Raw genomic sequence first — 21,308 nt, forward strand, 5'->3', positions numbered from 1 at the left:
AATAGTATGAAGGAAGATTATTACGATATACTTGGTGTGAGCAAAAGTGCCTCCGCTGCTGAGATTAAAAAGGCGTACCGGAAAAAGGCACTGCAATACCATCCTGATAAAAATCCGGGGGATAGCAAAGCGGAGGAGATGTTCAAGAAGTCGGCCGAAGCCTATGAGGTATTGAGCGACCCCAATAAAAAGGCTAAATACGACCAATTTGGTCACGCGGCCTTTGAAGGCGGTGGCTTTGGAGGTGGCGGTATGAACATGGACGACATCTTCAGCCAATTTGGAGATATTTTTGGCAGTGCCTTTGGTGGTGGCGGCTTTAGCGGCTTTAGCGGTTTTGGTGGTGGTGGCCAGCGAAGGGTGAAAGGCAGCAACCTACGTATACGGGTTAAGCTTACCTTGGAGGAAGTAGCAAATGGTGTAGAGAAGAAAGTCAAAGTCAGAAGAAAGGTACAAGCTGAAGGCGTCACCTATAAAACATGTTCCACCTGTAATGGTCGCGGACAGGTCACAAAAATCCAAAATACCATATTGGGAAGGATGCAGACGGCCGCTACCTGCAGTACCTGTGGTGGAAGTGGACAGATTTTGGATGGAAAACCAGGTGATGCGGATGCACAGGGATTGAAAATATCGGAAGAGACCGTATCCATAAATATTCCGGCCGGTGTGGAAGAAGGAATGCAACTAAAGGTTCCGGGGAAAGGAAATGACGCACCAGGAAACGGTATTCCCGGGGATTTGTTAGTGGCTATTGAAACACAGGAGCACGAGACCCTGAAGCGCGAAGGCGATAATCTGCATTACGACCTTTACATTAGTATAGCCGATGCCATTTTGGGTACTTCCAAGGAAATAGATGCCGTTGGAGGTAAAGTACGGATTAAATTGGAACCGGGAATACAGTCCGGAAAAATCCTAAGATTGCGTGGAAAGGGTATCTCCAGTCTTAACGGTTATGGTAGTGGGGACCTTTTGGTACACGTGAACGTTTGGACCCCAAAGGAATTGAACAAGGAGCAGCGGGAGTTTTTTGAACATATGCAGGGCAATGAGAACTTTGAACCGAAACCAGAAAAATCAGACAAGTCGTTCTTTGAAAAAGTCAAGGATATGTTCTCTTAATTGTCAAAATATTTGCTGTTTAAATAAAAAACGTATATTTGAAACAATATTGGGAGACCAATATTAATTTTCTTTTTCATAGCAATTTTTTTCCCATCCTTGATTCTATTGAGGGTGGGTTTTGTTTTTAGGGCTATTTGAATTGCTGGCTTCAGTAAATTTTCAGAAATACTAGCAAGGGAAAATGGCTGTAAATAGTCAAGGGAACAGTTATGAGGAGCGGACAAATGGTCATTGTTCAAGCCATCCAAAAAAATAGAACCACTGATTTTTTTTACAAGGAAAACATGATGTGGCATGGAAGAACATTTGATTTTTTAACCCGGAATATGCATGAGGAGATCGTCTTGAAGGTAAAAAGCGCAATAAAATAAAGTGGTTTGGAAATTTTAGCATAGCACCGCTATGGTGAAACTGAAAATACAGCGAAGTGTTTTATTTTGAAGTGATTTTTAGCCGTAACTGTTTTTCTAAGGCATAATCCGGGTTTAATGGATATAAACAATGCAGCCCCAATACTAGTATTAAAAATCCATCATTTGGTACCACATGAAAACAATTCAATATCTTTGAACAAATTGCTTGCATGAATCATATTTTGGTCGCAAATAAGGTCTCCAAAAGGTATGGCGACCATACTGCTTTGCAAAATGTTTCCATAGAAATTCCCAAAAATAGTATTTATGGCCTGCTGGGTCCCAATGGGGCAGGCAAGACTACCTTGATACGCATTATCAATCAGATTACCTATCCAGACCAGGGTGAGGTATTATTTGAGGGGGAACCGTTAAGAAGCGAACATATTGCCCAAATTGGATATTTGCCGGAGGAGCGTGGGCTCTATAAGAGCATGAAAGTAGGGGAGCAGGCGCTGTATTTGGCCCAGCTAAAAGGGTTGTCCAAAAACGACGCAAAACAGCGGTTAAAATATTGGTTTGACAGGCTGGATATTGGCAACTGGTGGAACAAGAAAATCCAGGAACTTTCCAAAGGAATGGCACAAAAGATACAGTTTATTGTAACCGTACTCCATGAGCCAAAACTTTTGATTTTTGATGAACCCTTTAGCGGATTCGACCCCATAAACGCCAATATTATAAAGGACGAAATCCTTCAGTTGAAGGAAAACGGGACATCGATTATTTTTTCCACCCATAGAATGGAATCCGTTGAGGAACTATGTGAGCATATTGCGCTTATCCATAGATCGGAGAAAATTTTGGATGGTAAATTATCCGATATCAAACAGGCGTTCAAAAAGAATATTTTCAAAGTGGCTGTCGATACTACGGCTCCATCGGGATTATTGGACCAATTGAAAAATAGTTTTACCATATTGGATTCGGCTACCTCGCAAGGGCAACTGGATTTTTCGGTACAACTGGTAAACGGAACCTCCAATGAGTTGTTGAATTTTTTAGGAACACAGGGTACCATAAAAAGTTTCACGGAAACGATTCCGTCCGCTAACGAGATATTCATTAGAACCGTAGCAAAACAAGGTGTTGCAGATGAGTAAGCTTTCATTGATAATAAAAAGGGAATACTTCGCAAAGGTTAGGAACAAGTCCTTTGTAATCATGACGTTCCTGAGCCCTTTTTTAATGGTGGGAATGATCGTACTGATCGCATATCTTACAAAGCTGAATGACAACGAAAAAAGAATAATCGCGGTACTGAACGAAAGCGATTTTTTTGCCAATGAGTTTATAACCTCGGAAAGTACATCCTTTGTAAAGTTTAGGGATATCACTTTGCAGGAGGCAAAGGACTCCACCTTGAACATGGGGTATTATGGATTGGTGTATCTGCCTAATGAATCCGACCTGGAAAAAGTGAGCCAGCGTTCGTTTTTTTACAGTAAGGATGCACCTAGCACCACCACCCTAGAGCGATTGGAGCGTATTTTCAAGGAGCGCCTCAAACAGGAAAGACTAAGGGAATTTGGTATTTCGGCCAGTGAATATGCGGAAATGGACAGTACGTATGAACTGAACATCTCAACCTTTGATGGGGAACACAACCTAAAGGGGATCAACGAGATAAAGGCTATAATTGGTGGGGGTTTTGGTTATTTGATTATGATGTTCATTATAATCTACGGTGGCTTTGTTATGCGCAGTGTCATAGAGGAGAAGACGAGTCGGATTATTGAGGTTATCATTTCTTCGGTAAAACCATTTCAGTTGATGCTCGGCAAAATTATTGGGACCTCTTTGGCGGGTATAACACAATTTGGTATTTGGATTGTATCAGGGGGTGTTTTGTTGATAGTGTCCATGGCCATATTTAATATTGACCCGGCCGATCTTTCCAGTCGCGGGTCGGGACCTGGAATGGGCGCTGCCCAAAATCCCATCATGGCCTCCGCAGATTCTGATATGATATTATACGCCCAAGAGATTATGGACATACCCTGGGTTCTTTTGGTCTTCTTTTTTCTGATTTATTTTATTTTGGGTTATTTGATCTATAGTTCCATTTATGCGGCCATAGGAGCCGCGGTGGACAATGAAACCGATACCCAACAGTTTATTTTTCCAATAATCCTGCCTTTGATGTTGGCTATTTATGTCGGCTTCTTTTCGGTTTTTAGTAATCCGCATGGACCCATTGCCGTTGGTTTTTCGTTATTTCCGCTGACTTCGCCCATAGTCATGTTAATGCGGCTGCCGGGAGGCATCGGGGAAGGAGGGGTTCCCATTTGGCAGTTGGTATCGTCCATTTTGATATTAATATTTACCTTTATTGGTATCGTTTGGCTGGCCGCCAAAATATACAGGGTAGGAATCCTTATGTACGGAAAAAAGCCCAGTTATAAAGAATTGCTTAAATGGCTTAAATATTGATAATGGCCCAAGAGGAAAAAGAAAAAATTAAGGAGATTATTGAAGAGGATATCTGGGGTTCCATAAAGGAATTTCTGGACCTTGGGTTTCATTATACCTCCGGGGATAAATCAATTCAGGTTACTGTTGGTCTACTGCTATTGTTGACAGTAGCATTTTTGGTTACCAGTTTTGTATTGCAATGGGTCCGTAAGTTTTTCACCAGAAAAATGGAGACCGATGATAAGCTGAAGTTTATCAGTATTTTCAAATTTATAAAGTATGTCGTTTATATCGTGGTGATATTGTTTACCATGAGCGCCGCAGGAATAGACATTACCATACTTATAACAGCCTCTGCAGCCTTGTTTGTTGGTTTGGGACTTGCTTTGCAAGAACTCTTTCAGGATATCATTGGGGGAATTTTTATTATTGTGGATAAATCGCTTAGGGTAGGTGATATTATAGAGGTGGATGGAAAAGTAGGTAAGGTTTTTGAGATAAAACTGCGAACCACTAGGGCCATTACAAGGGACGATAAAATCATCATCATTCCCAACCACCATTTTATTAGTGATATCGTTTTCAACTATACCCAAAACCACAAGACGACAAGGGAAAGTGTAAAAGTTGGCGTTGCCTACGGTAGCGATGTCCAATTGGTCACTAGTATTTTGGAGGGCCTGGTAAAGGAGCAAAGAGGTGTACTTAAAAGTCCAAAACCCTTCGTTATTTTTGAGGATTTTGGGGATTCAGCCTTGCTTTTTTCCCTTAACTTTTTCATCAGCGATAGTTTTTCAGATCCACGGACAAAAAGTGAATTGCGCTACAAAATAGATGCGGCATTTAGAAAGAATAACGTGACCATACCCTTTCCTCAAAGGGATGTACATATTTTTCAGCAAACCCCTTTTCAACATAGTAATGTCCAACTAGATAGTAAGGAATGATGGGCAAAAATAAGTGGGCCCTATTTTTAGGAATCATGGTACATTTGACATTTTGGAGTCAGACACCAGATGTATTTCGGGCGGAGTATATGCTAATGCCGGAGAACAGCGGCGGTGTGGAGACGGCCAGGGTCAAATTATTGGCGAACGTTCCAATTCTGGTACGAAATAAAAAGGATTTTATCGTTTTGGGAAGCGAGTACAATCGGTATAATTTTGAAGTGCCGGACACCCTATTTCCAAATGCCGGGGACTTAAGAAAACTACATGTCTTTGATTTGAATTTCGCCTATGTCTACAAAGTATCGGAAGAATGGCGCATGGTTGGTGTGGTCACCCCCAGGTGGTCCTCCAATTTTGTGGAAGAGCTGCAGGAGGACGATTTCAACATAAACTATACGATAGGGGCCTATCAGGATAAAAAAAATATAGAAAAACCGTTCCGTTTGGTTTTGGGGGTTTCCTATAATTCCAACTCGCCAGTGCAGATACCTTTGCCTGTATTATATTATGAGAAACGTTTTCACCCCAGTTGGTCCTATGTTTTGGGAGTGCCAAAAACGGGTATGAAATATTTTACGCCCAAGGGCCATTTTTTTCAGACAGAACTGTTCGTTGATGGCTATTATGTGAATATCCAGAACAATATTCTGTTATCAAATAATATTTTGTCTACGGACGTTTCCTATACGGCACTATTATTGACATTGGGTTACCAGTATAAGATAACCAAGGATATGTCCGTTTACTTGGTTGGAGGGTATTCACTTTTTCAAAATGGAGCCCTTAGGGATAGTGATAGAAAGGATATTTTTACACTGAACGATGATGCCGGATTGTATTTTAGGACCGGATTTAGAATAGGAATTTAAAAATTAGTAGTATGTCAAGGATTTTAGTGATTGAAGATGAAGCGGCCATTAGAAGGGTATTGGTAAAAATACTCTCCGAAGAAAGTGATAGTTATATGGTAGAGGAGGCCGAAGACGGTTTAAAAGGATTGGAAACCATTAAAAACAATGACTATGACCTAGTACTTTGCGACATTAAGATGCCAAAAATGGACGGTGTTGAAGTCCTGGAGGCCGCCCGAAAAATAAAACCAGAAATTCCATTTATAATGATTTCCGGTCATGGGGATTTGGATACGGCCGTGAATACGATGCGCCTAGGGGCCTTCGATTATATTTCAAAACCCCCCGATTTAAACAGATTGTTGACCACCGTTAGAAATGCCTTGGATAGAAAGGATTTGGTTGCCGAAAATAAGATTCTAAAGAAAAAAGTCAGCAAAAACTATGAGATGGTAGGGGAGAGCCAAGAGATTTCCGCTATTAAGGAAATAATAGAAAAAGTGGCCCCGACCGATGCACGCGTGCTTATTACCGGCTCCAATGGAACGGGCAAGGAACTTGTGGCACACTGGCTACACGAAAAAAGTAGCAGGAGCAAGGCGCCGTTTATTGAGGTGAACTGTGCCGCTATCCCATCTGAATTGATAGAGAGCGAACTTTTTGGCCATGTTAAAGGGGCATTTACCTCTGCTGTAAAGGATCGGGCGGGGAAATTCGAGGCTGCGAACAAAGGAACCATATTTCTTGATGAAATTGGGGACATGAGCCTTTCCGCACAGGCAAAGGTTCTTAGGGTCTTGCAGGAAAATAAGATTTCTAGGGTAGGAACGGATAAGGATATCAAAGTGGACGTAAGGGTCCTGGCGGCCACCAACAAAAATCTACAAAAGGAAATTGAGGAAGGAAAGTTTCGGGAGGACCTTTACCACAGGCTAGCGGTTATTTTGATCAAGGTGCCTAGCCTAAATGATAGAAGGGAGGATATTCCCTTGTTGATTGAGCATTTTTCTCAAAAAATTACGGACGAGCAAGGTATGTCGCGCAAGACTTTTTCCAAAAACGCCATCGAACTTCTAAAGGCCTATGATTGGACCGGAAATATCCGTGAACTACGGAACGTTGTAGAAAGGCTAATTATTCTGGGTGGTGCCGAAGTTTCGGAAGAAGATGTGAAACTTTTTGCCAGTAAATAATCCAACTAGTTCGAATCACGGATTACGCTACTTTTTGTGTTCGGTTTTTTAGTGTTTGGAGCTCCTATTTTGCCAATATTAAGTATCTTCTTGGGTTTTTTTCACATAAATTTAGGTTTCACAGCAGTGCGAAATCCAAGTTTTTAGGTAATGGAAGGTTTTACCTTCCATAGCAATCGCGAAGCTTCTCCAAAGCATTTACAGTAATTTCCTTAGTTCTAAGGTAATAGTACTTTTTACCTTCGGTCAGGTTTTCCATCAATAACTGGTTTTCACATTGCTCGATGATGTTTTGCGCAAAACTACTGGCCTCCTTGCAGTTGACCGTTTCCACTACAGTATTAATCGATTTTCGGTATTTTTCCAGGGACTGGTCAATTTCCTTATAAATAGGACTAATGGACTGTTCCGTTTCTGCATTGTTCTGGTTGTCCTTAGAATTTTGGGATTGTGTCTTTGCCAAGGTTTCCCGCTTTTGTTCTATATGGTACTCATGTTCTGAAAGGGCATTCAATCCTTTCATGATGCTCTCTAAAGACACTAATAGTAGATCCTTGGCTTTGAACAGTTCTTCTTGTTTTGTTGCCAGTTTTAGGTTTTCAACACCTTTCGCCAAATCTTTTTGGGCGTGTTCGCAACCACAGTTGGATAGTTTTTTATCGGTTTTTTGAATGGCACTTATGGCCTTATAAACATGGTACTTTACAAGATTTATATCTGAGATTTCCAATGCCTTTTCCGTTTGCGTTTTGGCAAATTCGATATTGGCTCCGGCATATTCACATTCCCTAAGATTACCAAAGGAATTAAAGGAAATAAAGCATACTACAAGTATGAGGATTGTGTAGGTTTTGTTCATTCGATTAAGTTTGGTCGTAAAATTTGGGACTTTTACAAAGTTAAAGGTACATCGGGAGGCTGTCAAAAGCATTATTTTTTCGATAGGAGAGCTAAGTTGTTCGTTCAATAGTCCATTGGTTCAGTTTTTAGGTAGAACAGGCTTTTTTTTTAAAACCGATTCCCACTTCACCGATTAATATTCTATATTTCGGCATGGATTATATAAATACTGAAAAATACAGGGTACATGAAAGTATCCAAATTTCAAAAGTTCCCAGTTTTGAGGACTTTGGAAAAACCGATAAACAATTAAAAAAAGATCTTAGTAAGGTCAGGAGGGAATTGGGCGAATTTCAGGACATCCTTTATGCCCATAACAAATATAGTGTACTTATTTGTCTTCAAGGAATGGATACCGCTGGAAAGGATAGTTTGGTAAGGGAAGTGTTCAAGGATTTCAATGTAAGGGGCGTACAGGTACATAGTTTTAAGGTTCCCACAGAATTGGAGTTGGATCATAATTATTTATGGCGACATTATTTGGTATTACCGGCCAAAGGAAAATTCGGGGTATTCAATAGGACACATTATGAAAATGTACTTGTCACCAGGGTCCATCCGGAATATATACTCAATGAACGTATTCCCGGTATCCACATTGTTGATGATATCGACCAAAAGTTTTGGGACAAAAGGTTTGAGCAGATTAATAATTTTGAACGCCATCTACACGAAAACGGCACAATCATCTTCAAGTTCTTTTTACACCTCTCCAAAGAGGAACAGCGTCAGCGATTGTTGCGAAGATTGGCACATAGAGAGAAACATTGGAAGTTTTCCCCGGGGGACCTTAAGGAACGTAAATTATGGGACAAGTACCAATATTGTTACGAAGAGGCCATAAACAATACCACTAAAGAGCACGCACCTTGGTATACGATACCTGCGGACAGCAAAAAGGCCGCTAGGGTGATCGTAGCCAGTATTTTGCTGGAAAGGTTAAAAAAATACAAAGATATCAAGGAGCCCACACTGGAAGCTGAAATAATGGCTAATTTAGACGACTATGAAAACCAACTTCGCAGTGAAAAGAACGATTAAGTTAGGTGTTCTTTGCCTATTTTTTGTACAGATTGGATGGTCGCAACCTTCAGACCAAGAACAATTAAAAAACATCTACGATGCCGCTTTGACCAAGGGGAAATCCTACGATTGGCTGAATTATCTTTCCAATCAAATCGGTGGGCGGCTGTCCGGTTCCATCCAGGCCCAACAGGCTGTCAATTATACAAAGCAAGAACTGGATTCACTGGGATTGGACAGGGTTTGGTTACAGCCTGTCATGGTGCCAAAATGGGTGCGGGGAATACCGGAGTTCGCCTATTTTGAAACATCCCCGGGGGTTACTACGAACGTTCCCCTTACCGCACTTGGCGGATCGGTGGCAACCCCTCCAAATGGCGTTAAGTCGGAAATTGTTGAGGTAAAGGGCCTTGACGAATTGGCGGTTTTGGGAGCGTCTAAGATCAAGGGCAAGATCGTTTTTTATAATCGTCCCATGGATCCCACATTGATAAACACCTTCGCAGCGTATTCCGGGTGTGTGGACCAACGCTATGCGGGCGCCATGGAAGCAGCTAAATATGGGGCAATAGGTATAATAGTCAGATCCATGAACCTTAGATTGGATGATTACCCTCATACAGGCTCCATGAGCTATGGCGATTTGCCTGAGGACAAAAGAATACCAGCGGCCGCCATTAGTACGAATGCGGCCGAATTGTTGAGCGCCACGTTACAATTGGACCCCAAGACCAAATTTTTCTTCAAACAGAACTGTAAACTGTTCCCAGATGTGGAGTCCTACAATGTCATAGGTGAAATAAAAGGAAGCACCCATCCGGATGAAATTATTGTGGTAGGGGGACATTTGGATTCTTGGGATTTGGGCGACGGTTCGCACGACGACGGCGCCGGTTGCGTACAAAGCATGGAAGTTCTTCAGCTATTTAAGCAGATAGGGTATAAACCAAAACGTACAATCCGTGTCGTGCTGTTCATGAACGAGGAAAATGGCCTACGTGGAGGAAACGAATATGCAAAGGTAGCGATGGAAAAGAACGAAAATCACATTTTTGGTTTGGAGAGCGATGCCGGAGGATTTACCCCAAGGGGCTTTTCCTTTGATGGTCCCGACTCCAGTTTTGAAAAAATCATGGGCTGGAAGGACCTCTTTGAGCCCTATTTGGTCCATTTGTTTGAAAAGGGCGGAAGCGGGGCGGATATTGGCCCCTTGAAAAATGAACGAATAACACTTGCAGGCCTTAGACCCGATTCCCAACGATATTTCGATTACCACCACGCGGAAAACGATACGTTTGAACAAGTCAACAAACGGGAATTGGAGCTTGGTGCCGCCACCATGGCAAGTTTGGTTTATCTCGTTGATACCCATGGTCTAAATCCCTAATGGAAAGTTGGATTAGGGAACTAGGCTCCAATATATACTTTTAACTACCTTTGCACCTCATTAAAAACTAGTAAAATGGAAGACGGATTATACGCAAAATTCAATACCACAAAAGGTGAAATATTGGTAAAGTTGACCTATGACAAAACACCCGGTACCGTAGGGAATTTTGTAGCCTTGGCCGAAGGTAAGAAGAAAAACAAGGTGAAAGATTTGGGCGAACCTTACTATGATGGTTTAAAATTCCATAGGGTAATCCCAGATTTTATGATTCAGGGTGGGTGCCCTTTGGGAACCGGAACCGGTGATGCCGGATATAAGTTCGATGACGAGTTCCATCCAGAATTGAAACATAATGGCCCAGGAGTACTTTCCATGGCCAATGCCGGACCCGGCACCAATGGCAGCCAATTCTTTATAACACATGTTCCAACGCCGTGGTTGGATGGCAAACATACCGTTTTTGGTCATGTTGCCAGTGGACAGGAAGTAGTGGATGCCATTTCACAAGGGGATACCATGGATTCCGTGGAGATTGTAAGAGTAGGAGAAAAGGCAAAGGTATGGAATGCCGTGGAGGCATTTGAAAAATTTGAAACTACAAAAGTGGAGCGTCTGGCAGCTGCAAAAGCCGCCCAAAAGGCTGCATTGGACAAAATTGCCGCTGGCTTTGATGAAACCGACTCCGGTTTGAGGTACAAGTTGATACAAAATGGAGACGGGCCAAAGGCTGAAAAAGGGAAGAAGGTATCCGTACATTATGAAGGGGCTTTGGTAGACGGGCAAGTGTTCGATTCATCGTACAAGAGAAATTCGCCCATAGATTTTCAATTGGGAGTAGGTCAGGTAATCCCAGGTTGGGATGAAGGTATCGGCTTACTGCGCGTTGGTGACAAGGCTCGTTTTGTTATACCATCGGATTTGGCCTATGGAAGTGCCGGTGCAGGGGGTGTCATACCTCCGGATGCAACCTTGATTTTTGATGTGGAGTTGATGAAGGTCGGATAAATTAAAAATCGGACTAAAAACAAAAAACACCTCGGAATCTCCGGGGTGTTCTTATTTTGTCCTTAGATAACTTGATATCAGCAAAATAGCATTGAACAATATCAAAAGAAATATTATTGCCAGAAATGTTTTCATGTAACATTAGGGGTCAAAAGTTCAACAAATAGTATTCATTATCAATTGAACAACAATTTGCGTTTTCAAAACCCTACGTAAAAATCAGGGAATTTTAATTTTTTTTCCTTCGCAGGCTAGTTGCCAACATGGCAATATTTACAAAAATCAAAACGAGAAGAACTCCAAGAAAAGTATTCATAGGTCAGTTTTTAAAGTGGGGAAACTGAGATGCTTTATCTATAGACTCAAATATGTAGAATGGTTGCGTGTTTATATCAAAAAAAATAAAAGCCCGAACAAATGGTTCGGGCTTTTTAGAACTATAAAAAAGATAATTTGTAACCTAGTCAATAACTTTCACATTAACGGCATTCAATCCTTTTTTACCTTGTTGTAGTTCAAATTCTACAACATCACCTTCACGAACTTCATCGATTAAGCCAGAAATGTGTACAAAATGATCTGTGTTTGAACCATCTTCAGTGATGAAACCATAACCTTTGGAATCGTTGAAGAATTTTACTGTTCCTTTACTCATAATATAAAAATTAATTTAATTAAAGCGCGAAGATAGCGTTTAATTATTTATCAGATAGCTTTTTACCAAGTTATCTTATCATTATCTTTTTTTAACTTCTAAGTCAAGGTCACATAATTTAGGATAATTATGTCGTTGGGTCTGGAGTCATCCTTAGGTAGGGTTTGATTTCTTCCACCCCTTTGGTGAACATTCCTTTGGCCTCTTCGGTAGGAATTGCCGGACTCACCACCACGTCATTCCCATGTTCCCAATTGGCAGGTGTTGCTACTTTATGGTAGGCTGTAAGTTGTAAAGAGTCGACGACTCGCAACAATTCATAAAAATTTCTTCCCGTTGATGCCGGATAGGTCAAGGTAAGTTTAACGGTTTTGTCCGGAGCTATAATAAATACGGACCGTACTGTAAGATTATTGTCGGCATTAGGGTGTATCATATCATAGAGTGTTGAAACTTTTTTGTCCTCGTCCGCTATAATCGGAAAATTGACCGTTGTATTTTGAACCTCATTGATATCCTTTATCCACTCGTTATGGGAAGCGGCCCCATCCACACTTAACGCTAGCATTTTTACGTTGCGTTTATCGAACTCAGGTTTAAAATTTGCTGCAGTACCCAATTCAGTGGTACATACAGGTGTAAAATCTGCAGGATGTGAAAAAAGGATTCCCCAACTATCCCCTAAATAGTCATAAAGGTTTATAGTTCCCATGGAACTATCTGCTGTAAAATCAGGTGCTTTGTCACCTAAACGTATTGCTGCCATTTTATATCATTTTTAATTACTCTATAAAATTACTAGATTAATAATGGTTGAGTAGGGATTTATGGTTAAAACTCTATTAAATTTTTGTTGTACGAGATAGATGGAAAATTTACTGCCTCCTTTTACAAAGAAGGCGTGGGAAGGGCGTTCAAATCAGAACTACATTTTTTGAGAATTTTTATGTGGTCTGCGTTTATGTTTTCTACATTTATGTCATGGAAAACTTAGAAGAACTGCGCTATCCCATAGGACATTTTACTTGTCCTAAAACCATTTCCAAGGAACTTAGGGATTCTTGGATCAAGGAACTGGAAATTCTACCCCAAAAGCTCCGGGCCTTGGTGACTCCCTTACATGAGGAGCAGTTGGATACGTCCTATAGGCCCCAAGGGTGGACAGTAAGACAATTGGTCCATCATATCGCCGATAGCCATCACCATAGCTACACCCGATTTAAATGGGCGCTATCCGAAGACGCACCTTTAATAAAGGCCTACGAAGAAAAATCCTGGAGCAATCTGTTCGATGCCAAAACAGCTCCGGTATCACTTTCCCTGAGCTATTTGGACGCCTTGCACGCCAAACTGGTTTATCTCTTAAAAGGATTGGATGAAGCCCAATACGAGAGTTTTTACTTTCATCCTGATGGCAACGTAAAAGTCACCGTTGCCCAGAACATCGGAAAGTATGCCTGGCATGGAAACCATCATTTAGCCCATATCCAGAATTTGATAGTTAGAAAGGGATGGTAATTTAGATACCTTTCATTAAAACGTACATGGGTTTTTCCTCTTCAATCACATTCTCAAAGGGTACTTGGCTATTGGAGACAATGGTGAAATTATTGGCAAGGTAAAACGAAAGTGCTGGGCCTTTTTGCATGGATTCCAGGAATATGGCTTTTTTAGAAAGTTTTTTGGCGATTCCAACGATAAATTGAATGCATTTAGCGCCTATACCTTTGCCCGAATACTCCTTAAGAATATAGATTTTATCCAAATAAAGCGCATCGGATTCTATATAGGTCATCATTTTTTTATCAAAGGTAATTTTTAAAATACCTACATAAGTGTCTTCCAACTGAATCAGGTATAATTTGGTATTCGTATCCAATTCCTCTTTGTCCAACACCGGTTTGGTGAAACTATATTGAATATAGGTCGATGTGTCCCCGTTTGGCCATAAATGTCGGTAATGTTGGTTATAGGCCCGCGTACCTATTTGTATATACGTTTGGTAGAGATTAGGGACCAGCTCAACAAACTTTAGGCTATCTGTTATGTGCATACGAATTTAAATGAAACACAAAATTGGACAATCAGTTCACCTTCCATTTAATGTTACATCCAATACTGGGTTTTTGAAGTTCGTCCACTTTGGTTCCGTTAATGACAGCATCCATAGCATTGGATAAGTCTTTTCCAGTAAGAGGAACGCCATTCTCTGGCCTGGAATCGTCCAATTGTCCTCTATATACCAGTGATAAATCCTGGTCGAACAAATAAAAGTCGGGTGTACAGGCAGCGTCAAAGGATTTGGCGACATCTTGGGTTTCATCGTACAAATAGGGAAAAGGATAGCCTTCTTCCTTGGCCTTTACCGTCATAAGTTCCGGCGCATCCTGCGGATAATTTTTTATATCATTACTTGAAATGGCGATAAACCCAATTCCTTTTCTTTGATAGTCTTTGGCAAGCTCTGTTATTTTTGGATTTACATGGATTACAAAGGGACAATGGTTACAGATGAACATGATTACGGTTCCTTTTTCACCTTTCAGTTGTTCAAGACTTTTCGTTTCTCCCGATACGGTATCCAAAAGACTAAATTCAGGGGCTTTTGTGCCTAATTTCAACATATTACTTGGTGTTCTGGCCATGACAAACTTTTTTTCAAAGTTATAAAATCTTAAAATGTTGCGAATGGCATATTCTATTGGTAACTTATAGAAACTTAAAATCAGCACATGGAAAAATCATATATATCACTATCAGAAGCCATAAATGACTTAAAAAAGGAGGGGTATACGGAGGACTTTAATCTTTGCGATGCCGGTATAGAGAATAAGGCAAAAAAGAGAATCCACAAGGCTGTGGACCTCAATGTTGTCAAATACTATAGATTTGAGGGTGAGACCAATCCAGACGATAGCACCATTCTTTATGTTATAGAAACCAGCAACGGAGGAAAAGGACTCTTGGTAGATGCCTATGGCGTTTATGCGGGAAATGTTTCTAGGGAAATGATAGAAAAGCTCAGGATTCAATAGATATATCCTTAAAAAGGGAAATCTAGCTTTTTAACGCTATTTTAGTATATTGCTGTCTTGTCCGCTAAGCGGATTGATTTTAATCTTTATTACTTGACAGAAGCTACACTGGATAGTGTCCAAATAAATTTCGATAATGAGGCCCTTTGGCTCATGAACATTGTGTTGGCCTTGGTGATGTTTGGGATTGCTCTTGAAATATCGTTAAAGGACTTTAGACAATTATGGGTGAATCCCAAGCCTGTATTCGTAGGGGTTGCAAGTCAGTTCCTTCTTTTGCCAATAATTACGTTTTTATTGGTTTTCCTTTTAAAACCGTACCCAAGTGTGGCTTTGGGCATGTTTATGGTCGCGGCTTGCCCAGGAGGTAATATTTCCAACTACATTACCCATTTAGGAGGCGGCAATACGGCATTATCGGTTTGTCTTACGGCCATCGCTACGCTATTGGCCATAATCATGACACCTTTCAATTTGGAATTTTGGGGTTCTTTATATGGACCTACTTCTTCCATACTCAATTCCGTGGCGATAGCACCTTTTGAAATGGTCAAACTGGTGGCCTTGTTATTGGGTATTCCCTTACTCCTTGGTATGGGTCTGAATCATTGGAAACCGCTCCTTGCGTTACGAATGGCCAAATTTTTTAAGGTATTTTCCCTTGTGTTCTTTATTTTTTTGGTCTTCTTGGCCTTGTTCAATAATATTGATGTCTTTTTAGAGTATGTTCTTTACATTTTTTGGCTTGTGCTGCTCCACAATTTACTGGCTTTTATGGGAGGATATGGCATTGCCAAGGCCTTTGATTTGGACACTCAAAATACAAGGTCTATTACTATCGAAACCGGAATTCAGAATTCAGGGCTTGGACTACTGTTGATATTCACTTTTTTTGAAGGTTTGGGCGGGATGGCTATTTTAGCGGCTTTTTGGGGAATTTGGCATATGGTTTCCGGTTTGCTCCTGGCCACTTTCTGGAACATGAGACCCATAAAAGATAAAAACTTGCATGAAGAACCTTCTTTATAATTTGGTAAAGGTCTATATAAAAACCGGCCTTCATTCATATCATAAAAAAATAGTAGTTTTTGGACTTGAAAATGTACCCTTGGACAAACCGGTCATGTTTCTGCCCAATCATCAAAGTGCCCTTATGGATGTATTGTTGATTGCGGTGGACTGTAATCGGAAACCCTATTTTTTGACTCGTGCGGATGTATTTGGAAAGCCCTTGTTGAATAAAATATTCAAGTTCTTTCAAATGATTCCTGTGTACCGAATCCGTGACGGCAGGAGTTCCCTGAGTAAAAACGATGAAGTCTTTGACAAATGTTCCCAAATTTTGGGGCAGGGAAAGGCACTGGTAATGTTCCCGGAAGCAAACCATAACCTTAAAAGAAGGGTTCGGCCCCTGAGCAAGGGATTCACAAGAATTGTTTTTAGGGCCTTACAACAGCATCCGGAAATCGATTTGCAGATTGTTCCCGTGGGTCTGAATTATTTGGATGCGACCGGTTTTCCGGATTCCGTAGCGGTTTATTATGGAACGTCCATTAGCGCCAGGTCCTTATACGAAGAAGCGGATATCCAGAAATCCGAAAAAAGGACAAAATCTGCCGTTTCAAATGCCCTAAAAAAACTTACCACACATATTGCATCCGAAGAGGATTATGATACGATTCTGGAATATTTGGCAAGTAAAAAAATATCCTTTTTGAGGCCCAAGAAGGTCAATCAAGAAGTTTCAAAATTTGAATTAACAGTAATACCATGCGGTCAAACTTCAATTTCGAAACGAGGGCTCAATATCTTCAAGGTGCTAATTGCCCTTATTAATTTCCCTATATGGCTTTTATGGAAATTCATTATGAAACCTAAGGTATGGGAGGCCGAGTTTACCGCTACTTTGCGTTACGCAACGGCGCAAGTGGGCTTTACGGTCTATTTCCTAGTTTTATTTTTGGTTATTTCCTTTTTGGTGAATGTAAAACTTGGTCTTTTGATCGTAGGAGGAATTTTTTTACTGAACAGGATACTGGTTAAGTTCGCTTAAATGTTTTTGGAAAACGACCTAAAATAAATACGACCCTTAACAAGGGTCGTATTTATTTTTCTGAAGAAGTGTTTAAATGTCGTCAAAACTTACATCCGTAAAACTGCCACTTGAACTTGAATCGTTGGCAGTACTTGTTTCCTCATCCTCCTTCTTAAAATCCTTTTGATGTCTTTCAGAGATAACCTCCTGTCCCTTTTCATCGATGATAAAATCCATCATTTCCTCGACATTTTCCTTAAAGGCTTCAAAATCTTCTTTGTACAGGTAAATCTTGTGTTTCTTGTAGTGGAAGGAACCATCGTCATGTGTAAATTTCTTACTTTCCGTAATCGTTAGATAATAGTCGCCGGCTTTCGTGCTTCGTACATCAAAAAAGTACGTTCTTCTACCTGCTCTTAAAACTTTAGAGTGAATTTCCTCTTGATCCATTAAATCTCTTTCGCTCATTTCCTAATTATATTCTATGGTTAGTCTATCAAAAATGGAAAAAAAATAGTTATTCGGCAACAAAATTTTAGTTTTCTTTATCCGATAGCTGGTTCTTATAAAGCTCTTGGTAATAGCCATGTACCGCGTTTAATTCGTCATGCGTTCCTTCTTGAACCAGCCTGCCATCATCCAAGACCAAGATTTTATCGGCGTTCTTTGCAGATGAAACCCTGTGACTTACAATTAGGGTAGTCTTTTCCTTGGAAACTTTTTTCAGGTTGGTGAGGATTTCTTCCTCCGTTTCAGTATCCACGGCCGAAAGGCAATCATCGAACAAATAAATCTTTGGGTTTTTCAATAGGGCCCTTGCTATGGAAACCCGTTGCTTTTGGCCACCGCTCAAAGTGATTCCCCGTTCCCCCAAAACTGTATCATATTTTTTGGAAAACCCCATGATGTTCTCATGTACGACCGCATCCTTTGCAATGGAAATGATTTCCTCGTCCGTTGCGTCCACTCTTCCGAATTTGATGTTGTTCTTGATGCTATCGGAAAACAAAAAGGCATCTTGGGGAACGGCACCGATCGCCTGTCTTAAACTGGTAGTGTCATAGACTTGGATAGGCTTCCCGTCTATTTGTATTTCCCCGGATGAGACATCGTATAATCGGGCTACCAAATCCAAAATTGTAGATTTTCCGGAGCCTGTTTTACCTAAAATTGCAATGGTTTCTCCTGGATTTATAGTAAAAGATACTTGCTTCAAGGCATTGATTTCGGTATCCTCGTACGTAAAACTGACATCCTTGAACTCTATTTTGCCTGCAACATTTTTGAGTTCCAGACTTCCATTTTTCAATTCGGATTTTTGGTTCAAAAACTCGTTGATTCTTTTCTGACTGGCTTCGGCAGTTTGCACAATGGATGTAAGCCATCCCACGATGGCCACTGGCCACGTAAGCATATTGACGTAAAGAATGAATTCAGCAATAAGTCCTACACCAATTTTCCCGTTCAAATACTGTACACCACCTATATATATAACAAGAATATTGCTTATGCCAATTAGCAGAATCATTAGCGGAAAGAACCATGCGTTGACACGTGCCAAGCTCATACTTTTGTCCTTGCCCTCGTTAGCCAGGACCTTTAATTCTTGATTGGTCTGTGGCTCCAAGGTATAGGCCTTTATGACGGAAACCCCTGAAAACGTCTCTTGGGTAAATGTGGAGAGGGTGGATAGATATTGCTGAACAATGGTGCTCCTTTTGTGGATTACCTTACTGATTTTATAAATAAGTACGGACAATATGGGTAGCGGTAGTAGCGTGTAGGCCGCCAGGGTAGGGGCTTTAATGAACATGAGTGGAACAAGACATACGAACAGTGTAAGCGTCTGAATACCGTACATAATGGCGGGACCCGCATACATGCGAACCTGATTTACATCTTCACTGATACGGTTCATCAAATCACCGGTTCTGTTCTTTTTATAAAAGTTGAGACTTAGCTTTTGGTAATGGTCAAAAATTTCATTTTTAAGGTCGAATTCAATATAACGGGATACGTTGATGATGGTTTGCCGCATTAAAAACGTGAAAAAACCGGATAAAAGAGCGGCGCCCACGATTATTAAGATATACTCCAAAAGCAAGGAGGTGGCCTCCGTTTTGGGGAGTTTAGCGTCCAAAAACTGCTCTACCACGGTAATTATCTTGTTCACATAGGAAGGCATCACCAATTGAAATACCCTTGCGATGATGGTGATAAGAATCCCCACGAAGAGTTTAAGCCAGTATTTTTTAAAGTATTTGTTGAGGTGCCTAAGTTCCTTCATGAAGTGTTTGGGTCGTAGTTTTAAGTTTTCAAAGATAGGTTTTTTGACCACGATTCAACTGTTATATAATTCCTAAGTTGGGCTAGTATTTAATTAAAGGGCATCCCAATTGACAGAATCTAGGTATTGCATTGGAATTTAGGAAAAGGAAAGTTGTAAAATTAGCTTCAAATGGTTTGGTTGCGACTTAAATAGATCCGTACTTTTGCCCAGAAATTATTCATCAATACAAAAGTTCTTTACATGCTTACAAGAAGGCATATTAGGGTAAAAGTGATGCAGTGCATTTACGCCCTTATCCAATCCAAGGATGATTCACTTCAAAAACAGGAGAAATTTTTAGCGGTAAGCATAGAGAATACCTACACACTTTATCTGCTTTGGCTAAGTCTTTTAATCGAGATTCAACAAAAAGCTTCGGAACAATTGAACCTCTCCTCAAAAAAGTATCTTTCCGATGAAACAGATAATAAGTTTCCCAACAAGTCAAAGTTCGTAAACAACGGATTGCTGCTTCAGATCAAGGATAACGTCTTGGTCAAAGAGGAGCTTTCCAAAAGGAAATTGGACAATTGGTACTTGAACGAGGAATATGTTAGGCTTATTTATAAATCCATCATTGAGAGCGAAATCTATAAGGAATACATGGCAAAACCGGATGGAAGCTATGAACAGGACAAAGACTTTATAATTTCCTTATTCAAGGAGGTGGTCGCACCCAACGACAAGATTTACGATTATTTTGAGGACAATAAACTAACTTGGGTTGACGATTTGCCCATTGTAAATACCTTCTTGGTGAAACAATTTAAAAAGGTAAAACCTAACCAAAACCCTAAATTCTTTCTTCCCAAACTGTTAAAGGATCAGGAGGATATGGACTTTGCCAATAAATTACTGAAAAAGACGTTGTTGAAAAACGAGGTGTTGGAAAAGGAAATCGAGGGCAAGACCCCAAACTGGGATAAAGACCGTATTGCAGATGTCGATTCGATATTATTGAAGATGGCCATTTGCGAACTGCTCAATTTTCCTTCCATTCCGGAGCGTGTCACCATTAATGAGTATTTGGAAATAGCAAAGGAGTATTCCACCCCAAAAAGTAGCATTTTCATAAATGGTATTTTGGACAAGCTCGTGAAAGAATATAAAAAAGAAGGAAAGCTTAATAAAATGGGCCGTGGTCTGTTATAAAAAAATATTTTCTAATTTTGTTTCAATCTAAAAAAAATCAATAATGAAAAAAGTAGTTTTTGCCGCTGGCGTAGTTGCGATGTTCGCATTCACTTCATGTAAGGAAAATGCTTCCAGTAAAATTAAATCCGATAATGTGGCCGAAGCCGCTGTTAGGGACGAGGCCGCCAAGGCAGTTCCGGTGATGACTTTTGAAAAGGCCGAACATGATTTTGGTACCATTGAACAAGGAACGCCTCAGGAGACTTCCTTTAAATTCACCAATACAGGTAACGCCCCCCTAATCATTACTGATGCAAAGAGTAGCTGCGGCTGTACAGTGCCAAACCCACCAAAAGATCCAATTGCACCGGGAGAGTCCAGTGAATTGGTCGTCAAGTTCAACGGATCAGGACAAAACCAAGTAACAAAAACCATTACGGTTACTGCAAATACCGAAAAAGGTTCTGAACTTTTAAGGATAAAGGCTTTTGTGAATCCAAAAGGGGCCGCTCCGCTTGGACCAGTAAAATAAATTGGATTACATAAATTAAGAATATTTATATGGGTGATATTGGACAGTTTCTTCCAATGATTTTGATTTTTGTGGTAGCTTATTTTTTCATGATAAGACCACAAATGAAGAGACAAAAGGACGAGAAGAAATTTGCTGCGGAGTTAAAACGTGGAGATAGGGTAATTACAAAGAGCGGATTGCACGGTAAGGTCGTTGAATTGAACGATAAGGATTTTTCCTGCATTTTGGAAACAATGGCCGGAAAGCTTAAATTCGACAGGTCTGCCATTTCTATGGAAATGAGCAAAAAGCTAAATGCTCCCGAAAAGAAATAACCT

23 protein-coding genes are annotated in these 21,308 nt (G+C 40.5%); 16 read left to right on the forward strand and 7 right to left on the reverse strand.

The features are described 5' to 3' along the window. Positions 1-6: 6 nt before the first annotated feature. The 6 genes from dnaJ (at position 7) to ACZ41C_RS12260 (ending at position 6,950) form a co-directional block, all read left to right on the forward strand. A complete protein-coding gene (gene dnaJ, locus ACZ41C_RS12235) occupies positions 7-1,125 on the forward strand; it encodes a molecular chaperone DnaJ (protein ID WP_464561768.1) in 1,119 nt (372 codons plus the stop codon). A 586-nt stretch (positions 1,126-1,711) separates the two neighbouring features. Continuing rightward, entirely contained in the window at positions 1,712-2,644 is a 933-nt protein-coding gene (locus tag ACZ41C_RS12240) for an ABC transporter ATP-binding protein (RefSeq protein ID WP_464561770.1), read from the forward strand. Further along, a complete protein-coding gene (locus ACZ41C_RS12245; protein ID WP_464561772.1) occupies positions 2,637-3,974 on the forward strand; it encodes an ABC transporter permease in 1,338 nt (445 codons plus the stop codon). Before ACZ41C_RS12240 ends, ACZ41C_RS12245 begins: the two co-directional genes overlap by 8 nt. Before the next feature lie 2 nt (positions 3,975-3,976). Then, on the forward strand, positions 3,977-4,903 hold the full coding sequence (locus tag ACZ41C_RS12250) for a mechanosensitive ion channel family protein (RefSeq protein ID WP_138257525.1): 927 nt from the start codon (positions 3,977-3,979) through the stop codon (positions 4,901-4,903). Continuing rightward, on the forward strand, positions 4,900-5,775 hold the full coding sequence (locus ACZ41C_RS12255; protein WP_464561774.1) for a DUF6268 family outer membrane beta-barrel protein: 876 nt from the start codon (positions 4,900-4,902) through the stop codon (positions 5,773-5,775). Before ACZ41C_RS12250 ends, ACZ41C_RS12255 begins: the two co-directional genes overlap by 4 nt. Before the next feature lie 11 nt (positions 5,776-5,786). Continuing rightward, positions 5,787-6,950, forward strand: coding sequence for a sigma-54-dependent transcriptional regulator (locus ACZ41C_RS12260; protein WP_464561777.1), 1,164 nt, complete (start codon positions 5,787-5,789; stop codon positions 6,948-6,950). A gap of 160 nt (positions 6,951-7,110) precedes the next feature. Here the strand turns inward: ACZ41C_RS12260 and ACZ41C_RS12265 are convergent, their stop codons facing one another. Then, positions 7,111-7,809: a hypothetical protein gene (locus ACZ41C_RS12265; RefSeq protein WP_464561779.1), complete on the reverse strand. Its 699-nt coding sequence runs from the start codon at positions 7,807-7,809 to the stop codon at positions 7,111-7,113. Between the two features lie 194 nt (positions 7,810-8,003). On the opposite strand from ACZ41C_RS12265, the gene ACZ41C_RS12270 reads away from it, so the two are divergent. From ACZ41C_RS12270 to ACZ41C_RS12280, 3 genes are all read left to right on the forward strand, one after another. After that, positions 8,004-8,891: a PPK2 family polyphosphate kinase gene (locus tag ACZ41C_RS12270; RefSeq protein WP_464561782.1), complete on the forward strand. Its 888-nt coding sequence runs from the start codon at positions 8,004-8,006 to the stop codon at positions 8,889-8,891. Continuing rightward, positions 8,857-10,260, forward strand: coding sequence for a M28 family peptidase (locus ACZ41C_RS12275; RefSeq protein WP_138257530.1), 1,404 nt, complete (start codon positions 8,857-8,859; stop codon positions 10,258-10,260). The genes ACZ41C_RS12270 and ACZ41C_RS12275 overlap by 35 nt, the downstream gene beginning before the upstream one ends. A gap of 75 nt (positions 10,261-10,335) precedes the next feature. Then, positions 10,336-11,268 carry a peptidylprolyl isomerase gene (locus tag ACZ41C_RS12280; protein ID WP_138257531.1) on the forward strand — a complete coding sequence of 311 codons (933 nt, stop codon included), beginning with the start codon at positions 10,336-10,338 and terminating at the stop codon, positions 11,266-11,268. Positions 11,269-11,728: 460 nt separating this feature from the next. Here the strand turns inward: ACZ41C_RS12280 and ACZ41C_RS12285 are convergent, their stop codons facing one another. Both ACZ41C_RS12285 and ACZ41C_RS12290 read right to left on the reverse strand, forming a co-directional pair. Next, positions 11,729-11,923: a cold-shock protein gene (locus ACZ41C_RS12285; protein WP_138257532.1), complete on the reverse strand. Its 195-nt coding sequence runs from the start codon at positions 11,921-11,923 to the stop codon at positions 11,729-11,731. Positions 11,924-12,050: 127 nt separating this feature from the next. Further along, a complete protein-coding gene (locus ACZ41C_RS12290; protein WP_138257533.1) occupies positions 12,051-12,689 on the reverse strand; it encodes a peroxiredoxin in 639 nt (212 codons plus the stop codon). A gap of 215 nt (positions 12,690-12,904) precedes the next feature. Here ACZ41C_RS12290 and ACZ41C_RS12295 point away from each other — a divergent pair, with 215 nt between their 5' ends. After that, positions 12,905-13,441: a YfiT family bacillithiol transferase gene (locus tag ACZ41C_RS12295; RefSeq protein WP_464561787.1), complete on the forward strand. Its 537-nt coding sequence runs from the start codon at positions 12,905-12,907 to the stop codon at positions 13,439-13,441. A 1-nt stretch (position 13,442) separates the two neighbouring features. Here the strand turns inward: ACZ41C_RS12295 and ACZ41C_RS12300 are convergent, their stop codons facing one another. Together ACZ41C_RS12300 and ACZ41C_RS12305 are read right to left on the reverse strand one after the other, a co-directional pair. Then, entirely contained in the window at positions 13,443-13,976 is a 534-nt protein-coding gene (locus ACZ41C_RS12300; RefSeq protein ID WP_464561789.1) for a GNAT family N-acetyltransferase, read from the reverse strand. A 31-nt stretch (positions 13,977-14,007) separates the two neighbouring features. Next, positions 14,008-14,568 (reverse strand): thioredoxin family protein, encoded by a 561-nt coding sequence (locus ACZ41C_RS12305; protein ID WP_138257536.1) that lies wholly within the window; start codon positions 14,566-14,568, stop codon positions 14,008-14,010. Between the two features lie 87 nt (positions 14,569-14,655). Here ACZ41C_RS12305 and ACZ41C_RS12310 point away from each other — a divergent pair, with 87 nt between their 5' ends. The 3 genes from ACZ41C_RS12310 to ACZ41C_RS12320 all read left to right on the forward strand — a co-directional run bounded on the left by ACZ41C_RS12310 (position 14,656) and on the right by ACZ41C_RS12320 (position 17,011). Further along, positions 14,656-14,958 (forward strand): phosphoribosylpyrophosphate synthetase, encoded by a 303-nt coding sequence (locus ACZ41C_RS12310; RefSeq protein ID WP_464561791.1) that lies wholly within the window; start codon positions 14,656-14,658, stop codon positions 14,956-14,958. A 93-nt stretch (positions 14,959-15,051) separates the two neighbouring features. Beyond that, positions 15,052-15,987 carry a bile acid:sodium symporter family protein gene (locus tag ACZ41C_RS12315; protein WP_464561793.1) on the forward strand — a complete coding sequence of 312 codons (936 nt, stop codon included), beginning with the start codon at positions 15,052-15,054 and terminating at the stop codon, positions 15,985-15,987. Continuing rightward, a complete protein-coding gene (locus ACZ41C_RS12320; protein WP_138257538.1) occupies positions 15,968-17,011 on the forward strand; it encodes a lysophospholipid acyltransferase family protein in 1,044 nt (347 codons plus the stop codon). The genes ACZ41C_RS12315 and ACZ41C_RS12320 overlap by 20 nt, the downstream gene beginning before the upstream one ends. A 72-nt stretch (positions 17,012-17,083) precedes the next feature. Here the strand turns inward: ACZ41C_RS12320 and ACZ41C_RS12325 are convergent, their stop codons facing one another. Further along, the gene (locus ACZ41C_RS12325; protein ID WP_138257539.1) at positions 17,084-17,461 is read right to left on the reverse strand and encodes a PUR family DNA/RNA-binding protein; all 378 of its coding nucleotides are present in this window, start codon (positions 17,459-17,461) and stop codon (positions 17,084-17,086) included. Between the two features lie 67 nt (positions 17,462-17,528). Next, complete coding sequence (locus ACZ41C_RS12330) at positions 17,529-19,280, reverse strand: ABC transporter ATP-binding protein (RefSeq protein ID WP_464561796.1); 1,752 nt, start codon at positions 19,278-19,280, stop codon at positions 17,529-17,531. A 243-nt stretch (positions 19,281-19,523) separates the two neighbouring features. On the opposite strand from ACZ41C_RS12330, the gene nusB reads away from it, so the two are divergent. From nusB to yajC, 3 genes are read left to right on the forward strand one after another with little or no spacing between them, the layout of a single operon-like run. Further along, the gene (gene nusB / locus ACZ41C_RS12335) at positions 19,524-20,474 is read left to right on the forward strand and encodes a transcription antitermination factor NusB (RefSeq protein WP_464561798.1); all 951 of its coding nucleotides are present in this window, start codon (positions 19,524-19,526) and stop codon (positions 20,472-20,474) included. A 43-nt stretch (positions 20,475-20,517) separates the two neighbouring features. Then, positions 20,518-20,988 carry a DUF1573 domain-containing protein gene (locus tag ACZ41C_RS12340; RefSeq protein ID WP_138257542.1) on the forward strand — a complete coding sequence of 157 codons (471 nt, stop codon included), beginning with the start codon at positions 20,518-20,520 and terminating at the stop codon, positions 20,986-20,988. Positions 20,989-21,017: 29 nt separating this feature from the next. Further along, positions 21,018-21,305: a preprotein translocase subunit YajC gene (yajC, locus tag ACZ41C_RS12345; RefSeq protein WP_138257543.1), complete on the forward strand. Its 288-nt coding sequence runs from the start codon at positions 21,018-21,020 to the stop codon at positions 21,303-21,305. The last annotated feature ends 3 nt before the right edge of the window (positions 21,306-21,308 follow it).

The organism is Maribacter sp. C-4077 (assembly GCF_055378385.1).